Genomic DNA, 23,300 nt, shown 5'->3' with positions numbered 1-23,300 from the left:
TCGCGCGGAGGCCGCTTTTTTTGCCGTTCTGGACGAGAATGGCGGCGCGCGTTAAAATGGCTGCGACCGTACCCAGGGTGGTATTTTTTATAAATTCAATATGTTAGGGTTGTATTCAACGAGTTGATCCATAACGCAACATTACTACCGGGAAAGAATTGTGCGTTGCGATTTAAACGGTTTGAATATCAGCACAATCCGCCGTCGCATTTTGGCCAAATGCGGGCGACATGCAGGGAACCGATTACGGATACTGTCGTTTCCCTACATTGAATTGAAATGAATTTAGTATCCACCGCCGCAGATAACTCATCCCTTCGGAAAGGCTGTTAAGGCAGATGCCGGAATCGTCTTCGTCGCACTCCCATTCAACCTCAACCGAGAATAAATCGTCAAAGCCGCCCAAAACGAATAGTCCGATGGAGCCGAAATCCACTGGGCAGGGCGGTTCTGATCAGATTCCGCCGGAACAGCCATCGCCGATCCGCGCGCTTTACAAGACGGAAGATGAGCTGCGCGTTCTGGCGAGCACCGTTGCCCGCGGGGAAGACATTCCGCTGCCGGGCTATCTGGCGTTTCCGTTCGATCAGCGCCTGTCCGAAAACGGCAAGCTGATCCTGCATGCCTATCGCGCGTCCGACGCCGCGTCGCGTGCCGGTGAGACGATTACGCCTGCCGCGCAATGGTTGCTCGATAACCATTATCAGATCGACAAGAATGTCCAGCAGGCACGCCGCGATCTGCCGCGCCGATTCATTCGCCAGTTGCCGCCTTACAAGGCTGTCGAAGGCATGCCGCGCATTTTCGCGCTGGCCTGGCTTTATGTCGCCCATACGGACAGCAATTTCTCGCTCAAAACCCTGACGGCCATCGTAAAGGGCTTTCAGGAAGTCGAGCCGCTGAAGATCGGTGAATTGTGGGCGCTGCCCTCTGCCGTGCGCTATTTCCTGATCGAAAATGCGCGCCGTCTGGCTCTGCGTGTCGATCGTGCGCGCCTGATGCGCAATCTCGCCAATACGGCGGCCGACCGCATCGTGGTCGCTGCCGACGGCGCGGAACTCGATGCGGTTCTGGCGCAATATGCGCAGGCCGCCCGCGACAGCACTTTCGCCACGCATCTTCTCTATCGTCTGCGTTCCGCCTCCACCGACACGACGGCTGCCGCAAGCTGGCTCGAACGGATTCTGGAACAGGAAGGCAGCAACCCGGAAGACGCCATCGTCGAGGAACATGCACGCCAGTCCACTGGCGGCGTGACGATGGGCAACGTCATTCGCAGCCTGAAATCCATCGACGACGTGGATTGGGAAACCTGGTTCGAAACGGTCAACGAGGTCGATGCGATCCTGCGCGACCACAGCGATTTCGAACTCTTGGATTTCCGCTCGCGCAATGCCTATCGCGTGACGATTGAAAAGCTCGCCCGCTATTCGGATATGAGCGAAATCGATATCACCTGGGCAGCGCTCAAGCTTGCCGAGGAAGGCCAGCGTGCCGAGCAGGCCGGTCATCCGGAAGCCGAAGGCAAGGGCTCCATCGCCTATTATCTGTCGGGCGACGGTCGCAGCGCTCTTGAGAAAGTCTGTGGCTACAAGGCGCCGTTCGGCGTCAAGGCGCTGCGCTTTTATCGCGGGCTTGGACTTCTGGGACTATTCATTCCGACGGCGATCTTCACGATCCTCATTTTGGCGCTCGTCAATTACTGCATGAGCCGCGCCGGGCTTTCGGCTGATCTGCGCACACTGTTCACGCTTCTGGCGATCTTCCCGGCGATGGATGCCTCCTATTCGCTGTTCAATGCGCTGGTGCCGTGGTTCGTACAGCCGACGCGCCTGATCGGTTTCGAATATAAGGAAGGCTTGCCTGAAGAAGCGCGCACGCTTGTCGCGGTGCCGACCTTCATCACCTCGCGTGATTCCATCGACGAGCAGATCCGCAATCTGGAAGTCCATTATCTCACCAATCCGCGCGGCGAGATCTATTTCGCGCTGGTCAGCGACTGGGTGGATGCGAAGCAGGAAATCAAGCCTGCGGACATGGAAATCTATGACTATGCGCGTGAGGAAATCGCCAAGCTCAACGAGCATTATACGGGCGGCGACCAGCCGCGCTTCTTCCTCATGCATCGCCGTCGCCTGTTCAACGACAAGCAGAATTGCTGGATGGGTTGGGAGCGCAAGCGCGGCAAGCTGCACGAGCTGAACCTGCTTCTGCGCGGCGATCAGGATACGAGCTTCTTCCCGCCGGATGAGCGTCTGCCGAAGGAAATCAAATATGTGATGACGCTGGACGCCGATACGCGTCTGACGCCGGAATCCGTCACCAATCTCGCTGGCAAGCTCAGCCATCCGCTGAACCGTCCGGTCATCGATGAAAAGACCGGCAAGGTTGTTCGCGGTTATGGCATTTTGCAGCCGCGCGTGACGCCGTCGCTGACGACGGGCGACGAGGCATCGTTCCTGCAACGCGTCTTCTCGGTCAATCGTGGCATAGACCCTTATGTCTTCGCGGTTTCCGACACCTATCAGGATCTGCTCGGCGAGGGCACGTTTACCGGTAAGGGTCTTTACGACATCGACGCCTTTGAGGCGGCGCTGAAGGATCGCGTGCCGGAAAACACGCTTCTCAGCCACGACCTTCTCGAAGGCGGCTATGCCCGCGCTGCACTCGTCAGCGATGTTGAAGTCGTGGAAGATTATCCGACCGGCTATAATGTCGATGTGTCGCGCCACCATCGCTGGGCGCGTGGCGACTGGCAGCTTCTGCCATGGCTGTTTTCCACCAATCGCGGCGTCAGCGCCACGACGCGTTGGAAGATGGTGGACAATCTGCGCCGTTCGCTGAACCCGATCCTGTGGTTGCTTGCCGCCGTAATCGGCTGGAGCGTGCTGCCGCTTGGCGTTGCTGCCGTCTGGCAGGGCTTCCTGATCGTCAGCATGTTCGTCGCGCCGACTTTCGGCATCGTCACCAATCTGATCCCGGTGAATATGGATTATTCGCTGAAGGGACATGCGCAATCGGTGCTGACCGATATTGCACTGGGCACAGCGGATGTGGCGCTGCGCACCACCTTCATCGCGCATTCGGCCTTCCTGATGGCCGATGCCATTGCGCGCACGGTCTATCGTCTGTTCGTTTCGCGCCGCAACCTTCTGGAATGGCGCACAGCGGCGCAGGCCAAGACCTCACCGGACACGCTGCTGTTCTATTTCCAGCTCATGTGGCCAGCCATGGCCATTGCTGGTCTGGCGATGTTCGTGCCTCTCGCAGCCGAAAGCCACGCCGCGCTTATCGCCGCTCCCTTTGCGGTGATCTGGTTCGTCTCGCCGCTGATCGCATGGCTGGTCAGCCGTTCGGCCAAGCCGCAGGACACGCTCGAAGTTCTGTCATCCGACAAGTCTGATCTGCGCCGTTATGCGCGCCGGACTTGGCGTTATTTCGCCGAATTCGCGAATGATGAAAACCATCATCTGCCGCCGGATAACTTCCAGGAAGACCCGCTGCCGGTGCTGGCGCAGCGCACCTCTCCGACCAATATCGGCGTCTATCTTCTGTCGATTGTCGCAGCCCGCGATTTCGGCTGGATTGGCTTCGACGAAACGGTGGAGCGTGTCGAGGCGACCGTCAATACGCTGGAGAAGATGGAGAAGTATCAGGGCCATCTCTACAACTGGTATGAGACCAACACGCTGACGCCGATGCGCCCGCTTTATGTTTCGGCGGTGGATAGCGGCAATCTCGCCGGCCATCTGGTGACATTGTCTTCGGCGCTCGAAGAATGGGCCGAAGCGCCATCCGTCTATGTGCAGGGCGACCTCGACGGTATCCTCGATGTCAACGACATCCTTGAGGAAACCATCGCGAATATCCCGGACGACCGCCGCATCCTGCGTCCGCTGCGCCGCCGTCTGGAAGAGCGTATCGCCAATTTCCGCCGCGCCGTGCGCACCATCAAGGAAGAGCCGGAAACGGCATCCTTCCGCACGATCAACCTGTCGCTTTTCGCCAATGATATCGTGCGTCTGATGGAAGAACTCGACAGCGAGATCGAGACGCCCGCCAGCGCCGAGGCCAAGGAATGGGCGCGTATTCTGGTCGATACCTGCCAGGCGCACACCGATGACGCCATGGGCGAACGCGACACCGACGCGCTGCGCGAGCGCCTGCGCGATCTCGCAACCCGTTCGCGTCAGCTGGCCTTCGATATGCAGTTCGGCTTCCTTGAGCGGAAGGAACGTCGCCTTCTGTCGATCGGTTTCCGCGTGCAGGAAAACGAACTGGACGAAAGCTGCTACGATCTTCTGGCTTCCGAAGCCCGTCTGGCGAGCCTCTTCGCCATCGCCAAGGGCGACGTGCCGGTCGAGCATTGGTTCAAGCTGGGCCGTCTACTGGTGCCGGTGGGCTGGAAGGGCGCTCTGCTCTCCTGGTCCGGCTCGATGTTCGAATATCTGATGCCGCCGCTGGTCATGTCCGAGCCGCTCGGTTCGTTGCTCGACCAGACCAACAAACTCGTGGTGCAACGTCAGATCGACTATGCGACCTCGCGCGGTCTGCCATGGGGTATTTCCGAAGCGGCGTTCAACGCGCGCGATGCGCATATGAACTACCAGTATTCCAACTTCGGCGTGCCTAATCTGGGCTTGCAGCGCGGCCTGTCGCGCAATGCGGTCATCGCGCCTTATGCGAGCCTGCTTGCGTCGCAATATCAGCCAGCGGCTGCCGTCGCCAACCTCAAGCGTCTGGCCAAGCTTGGCGCGCTGGGCCGCTATGGCTTCCACGATTCCGTGGACTTCACCCCGTCGCGTGTTCGCGAAGGCGAAACCTGCGCGGTCGTAAAGAACTATTATGCCCACCATCATGGTATGGCGATCATCGCGGTCAACAATGTGATCTTCGAAGGCCGCATGCGCGAGCGTTTCCACTCCGATCCGGTGATCGAAGCCGCCGAACTCCTGTTGCAGGAAAAGGCGCCGCGCGAAATCCCGATGATTTACGCCAAGACAGAAAATCCGATGCGCGTGGATTCGGGCGGTTTCGACGATGCACCGATGCGCATCATCGACAAGCCGTTCAAGGCGCCGCGCACCACGCATATGATGTCGAACGGCCAATATGCGCTGATGGTCACGGCCAATGGTTCCGGCTACAGCCGCTGGCACAATTGGGATATCACCCGTTTCCACGCCGATGCGTCGGAAGACCTTCAGGGTTCCTTCCTGTTCCTGCGGGACATGGAAAGCGGCTATTGGTGGTCGGCGACCGGCGAGCCGGTGCGCAACCCGGAAGAAGAAACCAAGACCGTCTTCACCGAAGACAAGGCGGAATTCTACAAGACCGCCGGCGATATCAAGACGGTCATGGAAGTGATCGTCTCGTCGGAATATGACGGTGAGGGCCGCAGGCTCGACATCATCAACACCTCGGCGCGTGACCGCATCATCGAAGTCACGTCCTATGAGGAACTGGTGCTGACCGACAAGGACAGCGATGCCGCCCATCCGGCCTTTGCCAAGATGTTCGTCGAAACCGAAATCGCCGATAACGGTTCGACCATCTATGCCAAGCGCCGCAAGCGCGCGCCGTCCGACCCGGATATCCATGTTGCGCATTTCGTCACCGATCTGACTGGCGCTGTGCGTGAAACCGAGGTCGAAACCGACCGCCGCGCCTTCATCGGTCGTGGCCGCAGCCTGCGTGATGCGATTGCCTTCGAGCCGGGTGCGAAATTTAGCGGCAGCCAGGGCTGCGTGCTCGATCCGATTGCATCGGTGCGCACCCGTGTCCGCGTACCGGCACACAAGAAGGTGAGCCTCGTTTTCTGGACCTTCGCCGGTGGCAGCCGCGATGCGGTGGAACATGCCGTGGCGATGCATCGCCATCCGGAAAGCTTTGCCCGCGAATATTCGCTGTCCTGGACCAGCTCGCAGGTGCAGCTCTACCATATTGGTATCAAGCCGGCGGAAGCTGCCGATTACCAGAAGGTCGCGGCCTATCTGCTCTATCCCGAGCGGACCTTGCGCCAGCCGCCGGAAACCATCGCCAGCGGTCTCGGCAAACAGTCCGATCTGTGGCCGATGTCGATTTCCGGCGATTATCCGATCTTCGCATTGCGGATCGACAACGAAGCCGATCTCGAAGTGCTGCGCGGCGTGTTGCGCGCGCAGGAATATTGGCGCTCGAAGGGCCTCACCGTCGATGTGGTGGCGGTCAACGAACGCGCCTTCTCCTATGCGCAGGATACGCAGCGCGCCATCGACTGGATCGTGGAAGGTTTCCGCGCCCGTGGTGGCGGCCAGCCGCATATCTTCGCGGTGCGCCGCGACCAGATGAGCGACGAAAGCTACAACACGCTCCTGGCTTCGGCCCGTATCGTCATGCACGCGCAGAACGGCTCGCTGGCCGAACAGTTGCGCCGCAGTGAGGAAATCACCGTCGATCTCGCCGCCCGCGATGCCAAGTCGGCGACCAATGGTCAGGCGGCGGCACAGGGTCTCGGTGCTGCCGGACTTGCGCCTGTCGCCATCGAACGTGGCGTCGGCGGTGCGGAAGAACGCCGTCCGGTCGTCAAGCCGAAGGTCAACAATCGTCCGGCTCCGTCGGGCGACGATCTCCAGTTCTGGAACGGTTATGGCGGTTTTGCGGAGGATGGCAGCTATGTGGTTCGGGTCAATGGCCTCACCAACACGCCCCATCCGTGGATCAATGTCATCGCCAATCCGTCCTTCGGTTTCCATGTCTCGGCGGAAGGTTCAGCCTTCACCTGGGCTGGCAACAGCCGCGACTATCAGTTGACCCCATGGGCCAACGATCCGGTCACCAACCGACCCGGCGAGGCAATCTATATCCTCGACCGCGAAACGGGCCGCACCTTCGCGCCAACGTCGAATGTGCTGCGCGACGAGGCGGTGACTTACGAAGCCCGCCACAGCCATGGCTACAGCACTTTCGCCGCACAGCATGGCGAACTGGCGCTGGAACTGACCCATATTGTCGATGCCGACAAGCCGGTGCGCCTGTCGCGCCTGACAGTGACCAACAAGGGCCGCTCCAAGCGCAAGCTGCGCGCCTATGGTTACGTCGAATGGGTGCTGGGCAATGCCCGCGCCAAGAACGTGCCGTTCATCGTGCCGTCGCATGATGATGAACTGGGTGCGCTCTTTGCGGGCAACCCGTATCATCCCGACAAATCGGGCCAGATCGCCTTTTTTGCAGCGACTGAAAAGCCGCAATCGGTGACGGCTGATCGCAGCGAGTTCATTGGCACCACAGGTTCGGTGGACAGGCCGGAAGTGGTGCTCGCGGGCAAGGCGCTCTCCAACACGGTGGAAGCCGGACGTGATCCGTGCGCGGCGCTTGCGCTCGACATCGACGTCGGTCCTGGCGAAAGCCGCGAATTGGTGTTCCTGCTCGGCAATGCCGCCGATCAGGTGCAGGCGAAAAAGCTGATTTCCGATACCCGCACCGCGTCTTTCGAGGACAAGCTGCAGGCGGCGAAGAACCAGTGGGAAACGCTCTTCAATCGCGTGCAGGTGAAGACGCCTGATCCGGCCTTCGATCTTCTGGTCAATGGCTGGTTGCCTTATCAGGCGATTGCCTGCCGTATCTGGGCGCGTGCCGCTTTCTATCAGGCCAGCGGCGCCTTCGGCTTCCGCGACCAGTTGCAGGACACGCTGTCGCTGCTGCTCGTCGATCCGACGCTCGCCCGCGCGCAGATCCTCAATGCCGCATCGCGCCAGTTCCCTGAGGGCGATGTCCAGCATTGGTGGCTGCCCGCCACGGGTGCCGGTGTGCGCACGCTGATTTCGGACGATGTGGTCTGGCTCGGCTATGGCACCTCGCTTTATGTCGAGACCACGGGCGACCGCTCGATCCTCGATGAAAAGCTGCCATTCCTCGTCGGACGCAAGCTGGAAGAAGGCGAACATGATGCCTTCTATGAGCCGGAAATCTCCAAGGACACGGCAAGCCTTTACGAGCATTGCGCGCTGGCGCTCGACCTTGCGGTCGACCGCACCGGCAAGCATGGTCTGCCGCTGATCCTCGGCGGCGACTGGAACGACGGCATGAACCTTGTCGGTGTGAAGGGCGAAGGCGAAAGCGTGTGGCTCGGCTGGTTCCTGGCCTATACGCTGCGCCAGTTCATCCCGATTGCCGAAGCGCGCAAGGACAATGTCCGCGTTGATATCTGGAAAGCGCATCTGGACAGCCTGACGGCGGCGCTCGACCGCGACGGCTGGGATGGCGAATGGTATCGTCGTGGCTTCTACGACAATGGCGCGCCGCTTGGTTCGAAAGACAGCGACGAATGCCAGATCGACGCCATCGCGCAATCCTGGAGCGTGTTGTCCGGTGTGGCAGATCCAAAGCGCGCCGAACAGGCGATGGCTTCGCTCCAAAAACGTCTGCTGGATGAGGAGGGCGAACTGCTTCGCCTCTTCACGCCGCCTTTCGACAAGACCGTGCAGGAGCCGGGTTACATCAAGGGCTATCCGCCCGGCGTTCGCGAGAACGGCGGTCAGTACACCCATGGCGCAACCTGGGCCATTCTGGCGCTGGCCCGCATGGGCAAGACAGCGGAAGCCTGGCGTCTGTTCTCGCTGATCAGCCCGGTCAATCATGGCCGCAACCCGGACACCTACCGTGTTGAACCTTATGTGATCGCAGCCGACATCTATTCCGTCGAGCCGCGTCGCGGGCAGGGCGGCTGGACCTGGTATACGGGTTCGGCAGGCTGGTTCTACCGCGTGGCAACCGAGGGCATCCTCGGTGTGACAAAGCGTGGAGACAGGCTGCATCTTGATCCGGCATTGCCGCCGGAATGGGACGGCTATGAAGCCGAGCTTCGCTTCGGCGAGGCGCTCTACCGGGTCAAGGTTGTCGCTGGCGCGAAGGATAAGGCGATCAAGCTCAACGGCCGCAAGGTCGGCAAACCGGACGAAGGCGTGCCGATCAAGCCGGATGGCGAACATGAAATTGTGGTAGAGCTTCCCAAACAGAAGTGAACCGATTAAAAAGGCGGGTGAAAACCCGCCTTTTGCACGACTCAGGCTAAGTAAAATTAGCCCTTGTGCCATCGGATACTTGTTGTTTGCTGGAGGCCGTGATGGCCAGAACTGATATCGCGCGCCGCGTCTATAACCATGCCTGGAAGCTCGATCCTATTATCCGCAGCCTGCTGGATACGGATTTCTACAAGCTTCTGATGCTCCAGATGATCTGGGGCCTCTACCCCAAGGTGGACGCGACCTTCTCGCTCATCAATCGCACGACCTCTGTGCGCCTCGCCGACGAGATCGAAGAAGGCGAGCTGCGCGCACAGCTTGATCATGCGCGCACGCTGCGCTTCTCCAAAAAGGAAATGATCTGGCTGGCGGGTAACACCTTCTATGGCCGCAAGCAGATTTTCCAGCCGGAATTCCTGGCATGGCTGCATGATTTCCAGCTGCCGGAATATGAGCTTCGTCGCAAGGACGGGCAGTACGAGCTGCATTTCCACGGGCCGTGGTCTCACACATCGATGTGGGAAATTCCGGCGCTTGCCATCATCAACGAACTGCGTTCGCGCGCGGCGATGAAGAACCTCGGGCCGTTTTCGCTCGATGTGCTCTATGCCCGCGCCAAGGCCAAGATGTGGAGCAAGGTGGAACGGCTGCGCCTGCTGCCGGATCTGAAGATTTCCGACTTCGGCACCCGCCGTCGCCATTCCTTCCTGTGGCAGCGCTGGTGCGTGGAGGCGCTGAAGGAGGGCATCGGCGATTCCTTTACCGGCACCAGCAACGTGCTTCTGGCGATGGATACCGACCTTGAAGCGCTCGGCACCAACGCGCATGAATTGCCGATGGTGCTGGCCGCACTCGCCAAGACCGACGAGGAACTGCGCAGCGCGCCCTATCGCGTGTTGCAGGACTGGAACCGTTATTATGGCGGCAATCTGCTGATTGTTCTGCCGGACGCTTTCGGCACCGCGGCCTTCCTGCGCAATGCGCCGGACTGGGTTGCCGACTGGACGGGTTTTCGTCCCGACAGCGCCCCGCCCGTCGAAGGCGGCGAACGCATCATCGAATGGTGGAAATCACGCGGAAAAGACCCGCGTGAAAAGCTGCTCATTTTCTCCGATGCGCTGGATGTCGATACGATCGAAGACACCTATCGCCATTTCGAAGGCCGTGTGCGCATGAGCTTCGGCTGGGGCACAAACCTCACCAATGATTTCATGGGTTGCGCGCCCAAGAGCATCGAAGGGCTGAATGCCATTTCGCTGGTCTGTAAGGTCACGGATGCCAATGGTCATCCGGCGGTCAAGCTTTCCGACAATCCGCAGAAAGCGACGGGCGACCCGAAGGAAGTGGCGCGTTATCTCAAATTCTTCGGCAATGAAGAGAGAGTGGAGCAGCTCGTTAGAGTTTAACGAGCCGCTTCTTGACGTTACGAGCTGCGGTTCTATTCCATCAGCCGTGCTGTGCCGGAAAGGCGGATTGATCCGCCGCGTTCCGTGCCGATCTGGGCGCGAAGATGCGATGGGCTTCCCATGTCCTCGCCCTGAAACACTTCGATCTCGCCGCCATGCGGCCAGCCGATATCGCGCAGATAGGCGGCAAAGGCCGCCGTGGAAGCGCCCGTCGCCGGGTCTTCATAGACGCCACCAGCAGCAAACGGGTTGCGGCTATGGAAGCGTTGCGGCGTTTCCGAATGGATCAGCAGGATGGTCGTCCAGCCCTGCCGCTTCATCATTACGCGGCCACGCGCCAGATCGTAATGCATCGAAGCAAGCTTCTCGCGTGAGCGCAGCGGCAACAGGATATGGTCCGCGCCCGCATGGATCAGCGCCGGCGGAATGCCGGGCGCGAGATCGTCCTTGTCGTAGCTGAACAGCGAGAGTGCCTGCTCCACCTCAACCTCTGCGGCGGCACGGTTGCGCGTCGGCGGCGATTGCAGGCTGGCGGCGAACAACTCGCCTTCCTTGCGACCGTCCACGCTGATGGTGCTGTTATTGAGCTTCAGGTTGAAATGTCCGTCGCCCATGCGCATGGCCAGCGCTGCACCGAGCGCAATGGTGGCATGGCCGCAGAACGGCACTTCCATTTCAGGCGCGAAATAACGCACGCGCCAGCTTTCGCCGTCCGGCGCGGCGAAAGCCGTTTCAGAAAAACCCACCTCCTTGGCGATTTTCTGCATTTCCTCTGGAGAGGGGAGGCGGTCCGCAATCAGCACACCTGCTGGGTTGCCGCCCTGATTGCCTTGTGAGAAGGCTGCGATGCGCAAGACGTCCACTGAATTGTCCTTCGCCATATTCGATTCTCTCCCACCCACTCCCTATAGAAGGCGGGAATTGAGTCGGGTCAATGGCGTAGGTTAGAAGGCGCTGTCTTATCTGTAGATGACGGAATCAATCGCGCATTTCTGCGGCCCATGGCGGGTTTGCGCCCGCGCGGGAAACGGTGACGGCAGCAGCCCGGACGCCAAGCGCAATAGCAGAATGAATCTGGTCTTCGTTCAGATTTGCGATTGCCGCCTTGTTGAGCAAGCCCTGATTGTGCAGGCTGACCAGAATGCCCGCATTGACCGTATCGCCCGCGCCAACCGTGTCCACGACATCAACTTTGACGCCCGGCACACGCACCGTTGCATGGGCCGTATAGGCATCGGCCCCATGGGCGCCCTTGGTAATGACGATCAGCTTTGGACCGAGCTTCCGCCATTCGGCGGCGATTTCGTCATGGCTGCCATGTTCGCCGAACCAATTCAGGTCTTCGTCGGACAGTTTCACGATATCGGCCAGCGCGATCATGCGCTTCATGCGCGCCAAATGCTTCTCGCGGTCGGTGATGAAACCGGCGCGGATATTGGGATCGAGGAACATGACCCGCTTTTTAGATTCACGGGTCATCAGCGCTTCATAGACGCTGCCGCATGGCTCGGAAATCAGGCTGATGCAGCCAAACAGCATGGCGTCGATGCTTTCATCCACGAAAGGCATGTCGCTTTCGGAAAGCATGCGGCCAGCCGTATTCTCGTCGTAGAAAGCATAGCGCGCCTGACCGTCCACGAGGCGGACGAAGGCAAGCGTCGTCGGGCGATCCGAAATGGCGGCAAAGGAATAATCGACATTGGAGCGCGCCAGCGTGTCACGCAGCACTTCGCCGAAGAAATCCGAGGAAATGCCGGAGAAGAAACCGGTCGGCACGCCAAGTCGCCCAAGCGCTATGGCCGAGTTGAAAACCGAACCGCCCGCAAAAGGCACGAAGGCCGTTTCGCCGGTCGCGGCTTCGCGTGGCAGCATGTCGATCAAGGCTTCACCGCAACAAAGGATCATGGCTCGGTTTCTGTTGAATTGGGTTTTAAATCGATTGAAGGCAGCTAAACAAAAAGCGCGGTGTTTTTCAACAGCCGCGCTTTGCATTTGTTAGACGTGCTGGCCGCCATTGATATGGATTTCCGATCCCGTGACATAGGATGAAGCTTCAGTGCACAGGAAGTAGATGGTTTCCGCGACTTCCGAGGTTTTGCCAAGGCGGCGCATGGGCAATTGTTCCACCAGCTTTTCTGTGCCCGGCGACAGGATCGCCGTGTCGATTTCGCCCGGCGCAATAGCGTTGACGCGGATGCCATAGGGGCCGAAATCCGAGGCCATTTCGCGCGTCAGCGAGGAAAGCGCTGCTTTCGACGTGGCATAAGCGGTGCCTGCAAAGGGGTGAACACGGCTGCCTGCAATGGAGGTCACATTGACGACCGAACCCTGTGCGGCTTCCAGTTCCTTGAACAGGCCACGCGCCAGCATGATCGGGGCCATGAAATTGACCTGAAACACGTCGCGCCACACGGCCATCGGCGTTTCAATCGAATTCAGGCGGCGTCCGCCCTGTGCTTTCGGCGAAATGCCTGCATTGTTGACGAGCGCATGCAGCTTGCTGCCATTGGCTTCAAGGCGACGGCGGATTTCGGCAATCGCCTTGCCGACGTCTTCCTGATCGGCCAGATCGACCTTGATATGGTCTTCCGGTCCGGCGGGCCATGGGCAATTATCGGAAAAATCCTGCCGCGAGCAGGTAATCACGCGCCAGCCTGCACGCGAAAAACGCTTGACGGTCGCATGGCCGATACCGCGGCTGGCGCCGGTCAGAACCAGTGTCTTGCGCTCTTCGTCAACCTTCGGGGTTTCAGATGGGGACGCGTCTGTTTTGGTCATTTGGGTCATGGAAAACCTCGCTCTCAAATCTTGAATAGACCATGCCGCTCAAGATTTCGAGGGGAATTAGCAATTGCGTGCAGAAGGTGCTTCACTTGATCGCGACTGCGGGAGCGGACTGTCATCCACTCCCGCATTTCTTGCAAATCTCTACTGCGAATTGCCCATGATGATGTCAAGCAACGTGGTGGAGCCACCCTGCCGTCGCTGCGGCTGCTGCACCGGCTGGCCACCGACCTCGCCGGGTGGCATCGGGCGGTAGGTATCGTCATACCCGCCGGATGCGCTGCCCTGCAGGCCCGGCGCATTCACAGGATAAGCGCCTTCCGGTGCAGCCTGCTGGATGTCGTTGCGCGTGGTGGTTTCCGGCGCTGGCGGCCAGTAACCATCGTCGCCATTTCCAGCCATCGGCTGATCGCCATAGCCGCCCTGTGGCATCATGTTGGGATCGTAAGGCGCATTCGGGTCCATGCCGTCGCTGCCGCCGGGTACGACATTCTGGATGTCGTAATGGCCGGGCAGTTCGGAGATGGGCACGCCCTTGTGCGCTTCCTGCATAAAGCTTTTCCAGGCGGCAACGGGCAAGGTCGAGCCGAAGACGCGCTTCATGCCCTTGCCATCGTCATTGCCGAACCAGACGCCAGTGGTGAGATTGGATGTGTAGCCGACGAACCATGCGTCGCGGAAATTCTGGCTGGTGCCGGTTTTCCCCGCTGCGGGCCAGCCGCCAAAGGCCGCCTTGCGCGCCGTGCCGTCCTCGACGGTTCGCCGCAACATGGCATTCATCATCCCGACATTGCGCTCGTCGATGACACGCGGGCCAATGGCGTCATCTTTCTGGTAAAGCACCTTGCCATCGGCATCCGTCACCTTGGTGATGAAATAGACCGGCGCGCGATAGCCGCCATTGGCAAAAGGCACAAAGGCATCGGCCAGTTCGAGAAGGGTCACTTCCGAGGTGCCAAGCGCCAGCGAGGCGTTGGGCTCAAGCTTCGACTGCACGCCAAGACGGTGCGCTGTATCCACCACGGTCTGCGGGCCGACTTCCATCACAAGCTGGGCGGAAACCGAGTTGAGCGAGTGCGACAGCGCGGTCGCCAGCGTCACTTCGCCCATATATTTGCCGTTGTCGTTGCTGGGAGTCCACTTGCCGATGCGCACCGGCGCATCGTTGCGCACCGAATCCGGTGTGCGGCCCTGTTCCAACGCCGAAAGATAGACGAACGGCTTGAAGGAGGATGCAGGCTGACGGCGCGCATCGGTCACGCGGTCAAACTGGCTGGCGGCATAATCGACGCCACCGACCATGGCGCGCACCGCGCCAGTGCCGTCGATGGAAACGAGAGCACCCTGGCTCACATTCATTTTCTTGCCGCTTTGGGAAATCTGGTCCTTGATCGCCTCTTCGCCTGCCGATTGCAGGCCGAGATCGATGGTCGTTTCCACCGTGATATCGGTCTTCGCCTCGCCGATCAGGGCTGGCAATGCCGACACGACCTTGTCGGCGACATAGTTTTCCGAACCCTGCCAGAAGGATGGCGCACGGGTCGGCGGTTCGCTTTCGGCGATCGCCAGTTGCCTGTCGTCGATCATGCCTTCTTCGCGCATGGCACTCAGCACCAGCTTGGCGCGGGCGGCGGCGGCTTCCGGATCGCGGGCGGGCGACAGGCGGGACGGGGCTTTGAGAAGGCCAGCCAGCGTGGCGGCTTCCATCAGGTTCACATCCTTGGCCGACTTGTTGAAATAGCGCCGCGAAGCCGCGTCGACGCCATAGGCGCCCGAACCGAGATAGACCCGGTTCAGATACATCTCCAGAATCTGTTCCTTGGTGTATTTATGCTCGAGCCATACGGCGAGCATCACTTCCTGTACCTTGCGTTCCAGCGTGCGGTCAGGTGACAGGAACAGGTTTTTGGCCAGCTGCTGTGTCAAAGTGGAACCGCCCTGCACGGCGCGGCCTGAAACAACATTGGTCACAATTGCGCGGGCAAGGCCGATCGGGTCGATGCCGAAATGCGAAAAGAAACGCCGGTCTTCAATGGCGACAACCGCCTTTGGAATGAAGGCCGACATTTCATGCAGACCCACAGCCTCGCCACCTGTGGTGCCGCGATTGGCAATCAGCTTTCCGCTAACATCGACAATGCGCACATTGGGTGGACGGTCGGGAATTTCCCAATCCGTCGTCGGCGGCATCTTGGCTGCAAAATAGACGAGCACACCGGCAAGGCCGATGCCGCCCCACAGGCCGAGCACGAAGCACCAGTAGATCGCGCGGCGCAGAAAGCCGAAGAAGCCGCGCGGCTTCGCCTTGCCGCGGCGTGCTGCACGCGGTTCGCGATCCCGGGACGGGGCCCGTTTGCGTTGCTGCGAGCGCGCCATACGCTCCTCCTCATCGACACGGAAATCGTCCTCGTCAGTCCTCTTCTCTTCTTTGCCGAAAGAGGGGTCGATGCGTCCGTTCCTGTCGTCTCGCGATGCCATAGTCTGCCTAAGTTACCCACCTGCGCGCCGGTCCGTTATGCGTGCGAACCGATCATTTTCCAAAATTAATCTGCATTGCCGTCATGTTATTCAGCCAATGCGAAGAAGGGTCTACCCGGTGCAGGGTAAATGCGGCGGTTTAAAGGGACGTAAATCGCCGGTTAATAAAAAGCCCGCCATGCGGCGGGCTTTTCCAGTTTTACGAACAGCTTACTCGCTGCGAGGCTTTTTGCTATAGCCGCCTTCGGACTTCTTCGGGCCCTTTTTGAAGCCGTCACCACGCGGCTTGTCACCCCAGGATTTTTCGCCACGCGGCTTGTCGCCCCATGACTTTTCCCCACGTGGCTTGTCGCCCCAAGGCTTGTCTCCGCGCGGCTTGTCGCCCCAGGATTTCTCGCCATAAGACTTTTCACCACGCGGCTTGAAGCTCTTGCTTTCGCGGCGTCCGGCATCTTCACCGGCGCCAGCAACCGCAGGACGGATCACCAGACCCTTTTCGCCCGTGCCGCGCTCGGCAACCGACTGACGGAATTCATCGGCCTTCGATGCGGCGATTTCAAAGCGGGTTTCGCCGTCGAGGATCTTGATCGAGCCGACATCGCGCTTCGACACGTCGCCGGCCTTGCAGATCAGCGGCAGCAGCCACTTCGGATCGGCGCGGTGCTTTCGACCAGCCGAAACCGAGAACCAGACGCCATCGAAATGCGCATTGCGGTCGAAGCGTTCGCCCGGTTCGCCGCGTTCTCCACGATCAAAACGGTCGTTACGCTCGAAACGATCGCCGCGGTCAGAACGTTCGCGCGGTTTCTTGCCGCCAACCGGATGAACCGGCGCGTCCGACACTTCTTCCGGTGCAGGCGCCAGCGACAATTCGCGATTGAGATAGGCGGCTGCCAGCTGTTCCGGCGTGTAACGCTCCAGAAGCGCTTTCAGCACGTCCTGATGTTCTTCCTCGACCGGCTGGCCAAATGCCTCGGCATTGAGAATGCGTTCGTTGTTTTTGGCCTGAACGGCGGCAATGCCCGGCGCAGGGATGGTCTGCGCGTCGAGCTTCGCCATATGCAGAAGGCGCTCGGCGGAACGACGGCGCGAGAACGGCACGACCAGCACGCAGGTGCCCTTGCGACCGGCGCGACCGGTGCGGCCTGAACGGTGCAGCATGGTTTCAGGATTGTTCGGCAGATCGGCATGGATAACCAGATCGAGATTCGGCAGATCGATACCGCGTGCGGCAACGTCGGTCGCCACGCAAACGCGGGCGCGACCATCGCGCATGGCCTGCAGCGCATTGTTGCGCTCGGCCTGGCTCAGTTCGCCCGAAAGCGCCACCACTGCAAAGCCGCGATTGGAAAGGCGGCTTGCCATGTGCTTTACCGCTTCACGGGTTGAGCAGAAGATGATCGAGTTCTGTGAATCGTAATAAAGCAGCGTGTTGATGATCGCGTGGTCGCGCTCATGCGGCGGAACCGGCATGGCGACATAATCGATATCGGCGTGCTGGCTGGTTTCGCTCTGCACGGTGAGGCGCAGCGCATTGTTCTGGAAACGCTTGGCGAGCTGCGCGATGGGCTTCGGCACGGTTGCCGAGAACATCAGCGTGCGGCGGTCTTCCGGCGCTTCACCAAGGATGAATTCGAGGTCTTCGCGAAAACCCATGTCGAGCATTTCGTCGGCTTCGTCGAGCACGACGACGCGCAGCGCAGACATGTCCAGCGCGGAGCGGGTGATATGGTCGCGCAGGCGGCCCGGCGTACCAACGACGATATGGCTGCCACGCTCCAGCGCACGGCGCTCGGTGCGTATATCCATGCCGCCAACGCAGGATGCAATGCGCGCGCCGGTATCGGCATAAAGCCATTCCAGCTCGCGTCGCACCTGAAGCGCCAGTTCGCGCGTCGGCGCGATGATCATGGCAAGCGGCGCACCCGCTTCGCCGAAGCGAAGCTCGTCTTCCAGAATGGTGTTGGCCATGGAGAGACCAAAAGCAACCGTCTTGCCGGAACCGGTCTGGGCGGACACGAGAAGGTCGGAATCGAGCGTTTCAGGTGCCAGCACGGCGTTCTGAACGGCGGTGAGGGTGTTATAACCGCGAGCGGCAAGAGCTCCGGACAAGGCCGGAGCGATGGTTTCGGGCAGAGACATGGACAACTTTCACAAAAGCTTCACAAGTCGCAAACCCATTGGCCGTAAACCTAACGTTCACGGCTCCCCTGGCGACCACCGAAGCAACAGAATTGCCGCTTCCCTATAGGGTTCAGGTCGCGAGGTCAACCATGGCTGGCGACATGGCAGCCCTGCGCCCGGCGTATGCCAATTGACCGACTTACCGGGGCTCAGTTTTCATTTAATATATAAGCGTCATTCTCAATAATGATTGACTATCAATTCGAATTAATCAAAGTAATTGCGAGATAAAAATGAGAAAATTATTGGCTGTTTCAGCTTTTTTAATCGCTGGATTGATGTTTTCTGTCAATTACAGTGTCGCAAGGCCGATTTCGTACTGTGCATCTGGAATTCCTCCCAAGAGTAACCCCAATGAATATGATGATTTCAGAAATGCAAAATTCCAGCTCGACCAATATTTGAAGGGGAAGGGGCAGAGGCCCACGGTCTTCAACAATAACGAGGGAATTCTCCCGAATGTGCCTCGTATGACCTATTTTGAGTTCGATCTCGGCAAGGATCGATACGGTCGCCGTGGACGGCACCGGGCCATTATCGGTTATGATGGGAGTGCAAATCGCACCTATTATTATACGGATAATCACTACAGATCGTTCTGTATGATCCGTTAAAATGCTGGTTTAAAGCAAGGCCGAGCCGCAACCGTCTGGCAGTGACGGCTCGGTAAAGAGTGTTAGTGGGCCTCGTCCCAGTTATGCGCTGCGCGCGCATCGACATGCAGCGGAACCGTCAGAGATACCGCCGGAAGGGCCGCATTCTCCATGATATGACGCACCAGCGGAATGGTTTTTTCCACTTCATTTTCGGGTACTTCGAAGATCAGTTCGTCGTGCACCTGCAATAACATGCGGGCGGCGAGCTTTTCTTTTTCAAGCGCATCTTCCATGCGAATCATGGCGCGGCGGATAATGTCGGCAGCCGAACCCTGAATGGGCGCGTTGATGGCCGCGCGCTCGTTGAAAGCGCGGATTTGCGGGTTGGAAGCGCGGATATCCGGATAATGGGCACGGCGTCCGAATATGGTTTCGACATAGCCATTTTCACGCGCAAAAGCCTTGGTCGCTTCCATATAATCCTTGATGCCGGGGAAGCGCTCGAAATAGGTGCGGATATATTGCCCGGCTTCCTCACGCGGGATGGAAAGCTGGTTGGCGAGACCGAAAGCCGAAATGCCGTAGATGATGCCGAAATTGATCGCCTTGGCGCGGCGGCGAACCTCCGACGGCATGCCTTCCACCGGCACGCCGAACATTTCCGATGCGGTCATGGCGTGAATATCGACGCCATCGGCAAAAGCCTGTTTCAATTGCGCAATGTCGGCCACATGGGCCAGCACGCGCAGCTCGATCTGGCTGTAATCGGCGGAGATCAGCTTGTTGCCCGGTTCCGCGATGAAGGCCGTCCTGATCTTGCGGCCTTCGGCGGTACGCACCGGAATGTTCTGCAAATTCGGTTCGGAAGAGGAGAGGCGGCCCGTCGAGGTGGACGCCATTGCGTAAGATGTGTGGACGCGTTTGGTCTGCGGATGGATAAAGCCGGGCAGCGCATCCGTATAGGTGGATTTCAGCTTGGTCAGCTGGCGCCAGTCAACGATTTTGCGCGGCAGCGGATGGCCCTCGGCGGCCAGATCTTCAAGCACCTGAGCAGAGGTGGACCATTGGCCGGTCTTGGTTTTGGAGGCGCCGGGCAGGCCCATCTTGCCGAACAGAATATCGCCGAGTTGCTTCGGCGAGCCGATGGTGAATTTCTCACCGGCCAGTTCGTAGATTTCATCTTCGTAAGCGGCGGCAGCCTGTGCCAGATCGCCTGACAGGCGCGACAGCACCTGACGATCCACGGAAATGCCGCGTTCTTCCATGCGCGCCAGCACATCGACCAATGGACGCTCCAGCCGTTCATAGACCGACATGAGGCCCTCAGCAGCGAGGCGTGGTTTGAGGACTTGCCACAGGCGCAGCGTCACATCGGCATCTTCAGCCGCATAGGCTGTCGCGCGGTCGATATCGACCATGTCGAAGGTCACGGCGCTTTTGCCGCTGCCTGCAACATCCTTATAGGCAATTGGCGTATGGCCGAGCCAGCGCTCCGAAAGCGGGTCCATGCCATGGCTGCCCGTTCCGGCGTCGAGCACATAGGAAATCAGCATCGTATCGTCGAAGGATACGGTGTTGATCCCGTGACGGCGCATCACCAGCCAGTCATATTTCATGTTCTGCGCAATCTTGAGAACAGAGGCATTCTCAAGCACGCTTTTCAGAGCGGCCAGCGCTTCGCCGACCGGTATCTGTCCCTCGACCATGCCGCCGCCGAGCAGATCACCCTGACCGGATTTGTGCTGTAGCGGGATATAAGCCGCCCTGGTCGTGCCATTCTGGCCGGGGAGAGCCAGCGAGAAGCCAACGAGTTCCGCCTGCATCGGATCAAGCGAATTGGTTTCCGTATCGAAAGCCATCACGCCGGTTTCGACTGCTTCGGCCAGCCAGAGCCTGAGCGTGGCAATATCGCGAATGCAAGTGTAAGCGCTGGTGTCGATCTTCTGCGCAGTGGCATTCGCGGCGCGCTTGTCGGCCAGCGCCTGCGGGGTGTAGCCTGTCGCAGCGGCAGGCTCGCCCGTCGCCACAGCGACGACCGTGACGTCCGCAACACTCGTCACGACGACATCGACATCGGGGCCATGCGCATCCGCGCCCCATTGCGTCTCGACATGGCACGGCTCCACGGCGGAAGCATCCGTATCGGTCGCTTCGGCCACGCGGCGGGTCAGCGAGGTAAACTCCATGGCCTTGAGGAAGCCGATCAGCTTCGGGCCATCTTGCGGTTCCAGAACCAGACCGTCGAGATCGACATCCAGCGGCACATCGGTCTTGAGCGTCACCAACTCGCGCGAAATCTTGGTCTGATCTGCAAAGGCCAGAATGTTTTCGCGGCGCTTGTTCTGCTTGATTTCCGAGGCGCGGGCGAGAAGCGTGTCGAGATCGCCGAATTCTTCCAGCAATTGCGCTGCCGTCTTTGGGCCAATGCCCGGAATGCCGGGCACATTATCCGTGCTGTCGCCGGTCAGCGATTGCAGGTCGATCATCTTTTCCGGCGGCACGCCCCATTTTTCGATCACTTCCGGGATCGAAATCTGCTTATCCTTCATGCTGTCATACATCGACACGCCCGGCGTCACGAGCTGCATGAGGTCCTTGTCGGAAGAGACGATGGTGACATCGCCGCCCGCCTGTTCGGCAAGGCGCGCATAGGTCGCGATCAGGTCGTCGGCCTCAAACCCTTCCTTTTCGATGCAGGGCAGGTTGAAAGCGCGGGTTGCCTGACGGATCAGGCCGAATTGCGGAACGAGGTCTTCCGGCGGTGCGGTGCGATTGGCTTTGTATTCAGGATAAAGCGCGTTGCGGAACGTCTTCGACGAATAGTCGAAAATCACCGCGAAATGGGTCGGCACCACGCCGACATCGGTGTTGCGCGCATCTTTCAGCAGCTTCCACAGCATGTTGCAGAAGCCCGATACGGCGCCCACCGGCAAACCATCGGACTTGCGGGTCAGTGGGGGAAGGGCGTGATAGGCGCGGAAAATATAACCCGAGCCGTCAACGAGAAAGAGATGATCGCCTTTTTTCATGGCTTAGAAGTAGATCAAAGCAGCCCTAAAGGGAACTGGCTCAATGTCAGGAGAAACCATGATCCACGCGAAAGAACCTCGTCACGGATCGATAACAAGTTTGTTACAGATTTGTAATCTTCCGTGCCCTTGAATAGCCACGATTGAAAACCAAATTTCAGTCATCGACAGTTCGTCGGTCGCCGGTTTTCTGACCCGTCCCCCGTTGGATACCGGATGTTGCGGCAGCCTCATTCCCCTCTCCGGGCTGCCGCTTTGAGTGTAGTGATATGGCCGCTGTGGTATCCCCTCACCGCAGCGGCCAAATCATTTTCGGGCGCCCGCTCTCAAACCGGGTTTCCTCCTGACGATGCTGGTTGTAGTGTGCCGCCAGTTTAAGACTCGTCAGGAAATTTTCATGTCCACGGAAACGTCTCAGCAATCGCTCGACAAAGTTCTCAGCCACCTCGACGCCAATCTCGATAAAAGCCTCGAACGCCTGTTCGAACTGCTGCGGATCAAGTCGATTTCGACCGACCCGGCCTATAAGGCCGACTGCCGCAAAGCTGCGGAATGGCTGGTCGAGGATCTGAAGACGATCGGCTTCGACGCCAGCGTGCGCGACACGCCGGGCCACCCGATGGTGGTTGCACATCACGATGGCGCCACGCCCGATGCGCCGCATGTGCTGTTCTATGGTCACTATGATGTGCAGCCGGTCGATCCTCTGAACCTGTGGGAAAACGACCCGTTCGATCCGGCGATCAAGGATGTCGGTAACGGTCGCAAGATCCTGACCGGTCGCGGCACGTCCGACGACAAGGGCCAGCTGATGACCTTCGTGGAAGCCTGCCGCGCCTATAAGGCGATCCATGGCAATCTGCCAGTCAAGGTGACGCTGTTGTTCGAAGGCGAGGAAGAATCCGGTTCGCCGTCGCTGAAGCCATTCCTTGATGCCAACAAGGCGGAGCTGAAGGCCGACGTGGCGCTGGTCTGCGACACCGCCATGTGGGACGCGGAAACCCCTGCCATCAGTGTGGGCTTGCGCGGTCTCGTCGGCGAGGAAATCGTCATCAAGGCTGCCGACCGTGATCTGCATTCGGGCTTCTTCGGTGGTGCTGCCGCCAATCCCATCCATATTCTGAGCAAGATTCTGGCCGACCTGCATGACGAAACCGGACGCGTCACCGTTCCGGGCTTCTATGAAGGCGTGGAAGAAACCCCGTCGCAAATCCTGCAATCCTGGGAAAGCCTCGGTCGCACGGCGGAAAATTTTCTCGGTCCTATCGGCCTGTCGGTCCCATCCGGCGAAAAGGGCCGCAGCGTTCTGGAACTCACCTGGGCGCGCCCGACTGCGGAAGTAAACGGCATCACCGGCGGTTATACCGGCGAAGGCTTCAAGACGGTTATCGCGGCGCAGGCTTCGGCCAAGGTCTCGATCCGTCTGGTCCACAAACAGGACCCGGTGAAGATCCGCGAAGCCTTCCGCGCCTTTGTGCAAGAGCGTCTGCCAGCCGATTGTTCGGTGGAGTTCCACCCGCATGGCGGCTCGCCCGCAATCCAGCTGCCTTATGATTCACCGCTGGTTTCCAAGGCCAAGGACGCACTGTCCGACGAATGGCCGAAGCCAGCGGTGCTGATCGCCATGGGCGGCTCGATCCCGATTGTCGGCGACTTCGACACGTTCCTCGGCATGGAATCGCTGCTCGTCGGCTTCGGCCTCGAAGACGACCGGATCCATTCGCCCAACGAAAAATACGAGCTGAACTCCTTCCACAAAGGCCAGCGCTCATGGGCGCGTATTATGGCGGCTATCGCCGCCAAGTAGGGCTCGCATCATGG

10 protein-coding genes are annotated in these 23,300 nt (G+C 59.5%); 4 read left to right on the top strand and 6 right to left on the bottom strand.

Translation table 11 applies throughout. The features are described from left to right. The first annotated feature begins 419 nt into the window (after nucleotides 1-419). Both WIX40_RS13095 and pncB read left to right on the top strand, forming a co-directional pair. Nucleotides 420-9,002 (top strand): glycoside hydrolase family 94 protein, encoded by an 8,583-nt coding sequence (locus tag WIX40_RS13095; RefSeq protein ID WP_371834132.1) that lies wholly within the window; start codon nucleotides 420-422, stop codon nucleotides 9,000-9,002. 101 nt (nucleotides 9,003-9,103) lie between these two features. Beyond that, nucleotides 9,104-10,408: a nicotinate phosphoribosyltransferase gene (gene pncB, locus WIX40_RS13090; protein ID WP_121537068.1), complete on the top strand. Its 1,305-nt coding sequence runs from the start codon at nucleotides 9,104-9,106 to the stop codon at nucleotides 10,406-10,408. A gap of 32 nt (nucleotides 10,409-10,440) precedes the next feature. Here the strand turns inward: pncB and WIX40_RS13085 are convergent, their stop codons facing one another. The 5 genes from WIX40_RS13085 to WIX40_RS13065 form a co-directional block, all read right to left on the bottom strand. After that, a complete protein-coding gene (locus WIX40_RS13085) occupies nucleotides 10,441-11,271 on the bottom strand; it encodes a PhzF family protein (RefSeq protein WP_109370143.1) in 831 nt (276 codons plus the stop codon). A 115-nt stretch (nucleotides 11,272-11,386) separates the two neighbouring features. Further along, entirely contained in the window at nucleotides 11,387-12,313 is a 927-nt protein-coding gene (locus WIX40_RS13080; RefSeq protein ID WP_339440124.1) for a carbohydrate kinase family protein, read from the bottom strand. A gap of 90 nt (nucleotides 12,314-12,403) precedes the next feature. Next, a complete protein-coding gene (locus WIX40_RS13075; RefSeq protein WP_109368148.1) occupies nucleotides 12,404-13,195 on the bottom strand; it encodes an SDR family NAD(P)-dependent oxidoreductase in 792 nt (263 codons plus the stop codon). 141 nt (nucleotides 13,196-13,336) lie between these two features. Beyond that, on the bottom strand, nucleotides 13,337-15,670 hold the full coding sequence (locus WIX40_RS13070; protein ID WP_339440121.1) for a transglycosylase domain-containing protein: 2,334 nt from the start codon (nucleotides 15,668-15,670) through the stop codon (nucleotides 13,337-13,339). A gap of 210 nt (nucleotides 15,671-15,880) precedes the next feature. After that, nucleotides 15,881-17,812, bottom strand: a complete 1,932-nt coding sequence (locus WIX40_RS13065) for a DEAD/DEAH box helicase (RefSeq protein WP_121537076.1) — start codon at nucleotides 17,810-17,812, stop codon at nucleotides 15,881-15,883. 275 nt (nucleotides 17,813-18,087) lie between these two features. On the opposite strand from WIX40_RS13065, the gene WIX40_RS13060 reads away from it, so the two are divergent. Next, nucleotides 18,088-18,468 (top strand): ribonuclease domain-containing protein, encoded by a 381-nt coding sequence (locus WIX40_RS13060; RefSeq protein ID WP_109368151.1) that lies wholly within the window; start codon nucleotides 18,088-18,090, stop codon nucleotides 18,466-18,468. Nucleotides 18,469-18,530: 62 nt separating this feature from the next. Here WIX40_RS13060 and polA read toward each other — a convergent pair whose 3' ends face one another. Next, nucleotides 18,531-21,479: a DNA polymerase I gene (gene polA / locus WIX40_RS13055; RefSeq protein ID WP_339440118.1), complete on the bottom strand. Its 2,949-nt coding sequence runs from the start codon at nucleotides 21,477-21,479 to the stop codon at nucleotides 18,531-18,533. Between the two features lie 397 nt (nucleotides 21,480-21,876). Between polA and WIX40_RS13050 the strand changes: the two genes are divergently transcribed. Continuing rightward, on the top strand, nucleotides 21,877-23,286 hold the full coding sequence (locus tag WIX40_RS13050; RefSeq protein WP_339440116.1) for a dipeptidase: 1,410 nt from the start codon (nucleotides 21,877-21,879) through the stop codon (nucleotides 23,284-23,286). Nucleotides 23,287-23,300: the final 14 nt, after the last annotated feature.

It is taken from the genome of Ochrobactrum teleogrylli, assembly GCF_037482325.1.
GTDB lineage: Bacteria > Pseudomonadota > Alphaproteobacteria > Rhizobiales > Rhizobiaceae > Brucella > Brucella teleogrylli.
The sequence above is the reverse complement of the archived record's forward strand: the minus strand, read 5'-3'. Positions and strand labels throughout refer to the sequence as shown.

Coding starts and splice junctions, on each gene's coding strand:
- WIX40_RS13095 (WP_371834132.1), top strand. CDS start 420: ATGGAGCCGAAATCCACTGGGCAGGGCGGTTCTGATCAGATTCCGCCG.
- pncB (WP_121537068.1), top strand. CDS start 9,104: ATGGCCAGAACTGATATCGCGCGCCGCGTCTATAACCATGCCTGGAAG.
- WIX40_RS13080 (WP_339440124.1), bottom strand. CDS start 12,313: ATGATCCTTTGTTGCGGTGAAGCCTTGATCGACATGCTGCCACGCGAA.
- WIX40_RS13075 (WP_109368148.1), bottom strand. CDS start 13,195: ATGACCCAAATGACCAAAACAGACGCGTCCCCATCTGAAACCCCGAAG.
- WIX40_RS13070 (WP_339440121.1), bottom strand. CDS start 15,670: ATGGCATCGCGAGACGACAGGAACGGACGCATCGACCCCTCTTTCGGC.
- WIX40_RS13065 (WP_121537076.1), bottom strand. CDS start 17,812: ATGTCTCTGCCCGAAACCATCGCTCCGGCCTTGTCCGGAGCTCTTGCC.
- WIX40_RS13060 (WP_109368151.1), top strand. CDS start 18,088: ATGAGAAAATTATTGGCTGTTTCAGCTTTTTTAATCGCTGGATTGATG.
- polA (WP_339440118.1), bottom strand. CDS start 21,479: ATGAAAAAAGGCGATCATCTCTTTCTCGTTGACGGCTCGGGTTATATT.
- WIX40_RS13050 (WP_339440116.1), top strand. CDS start 21,877: ATGTCCACGGAAACGTCTCAGCAATCGCTCGACAAAGTTCTCAGCCAC.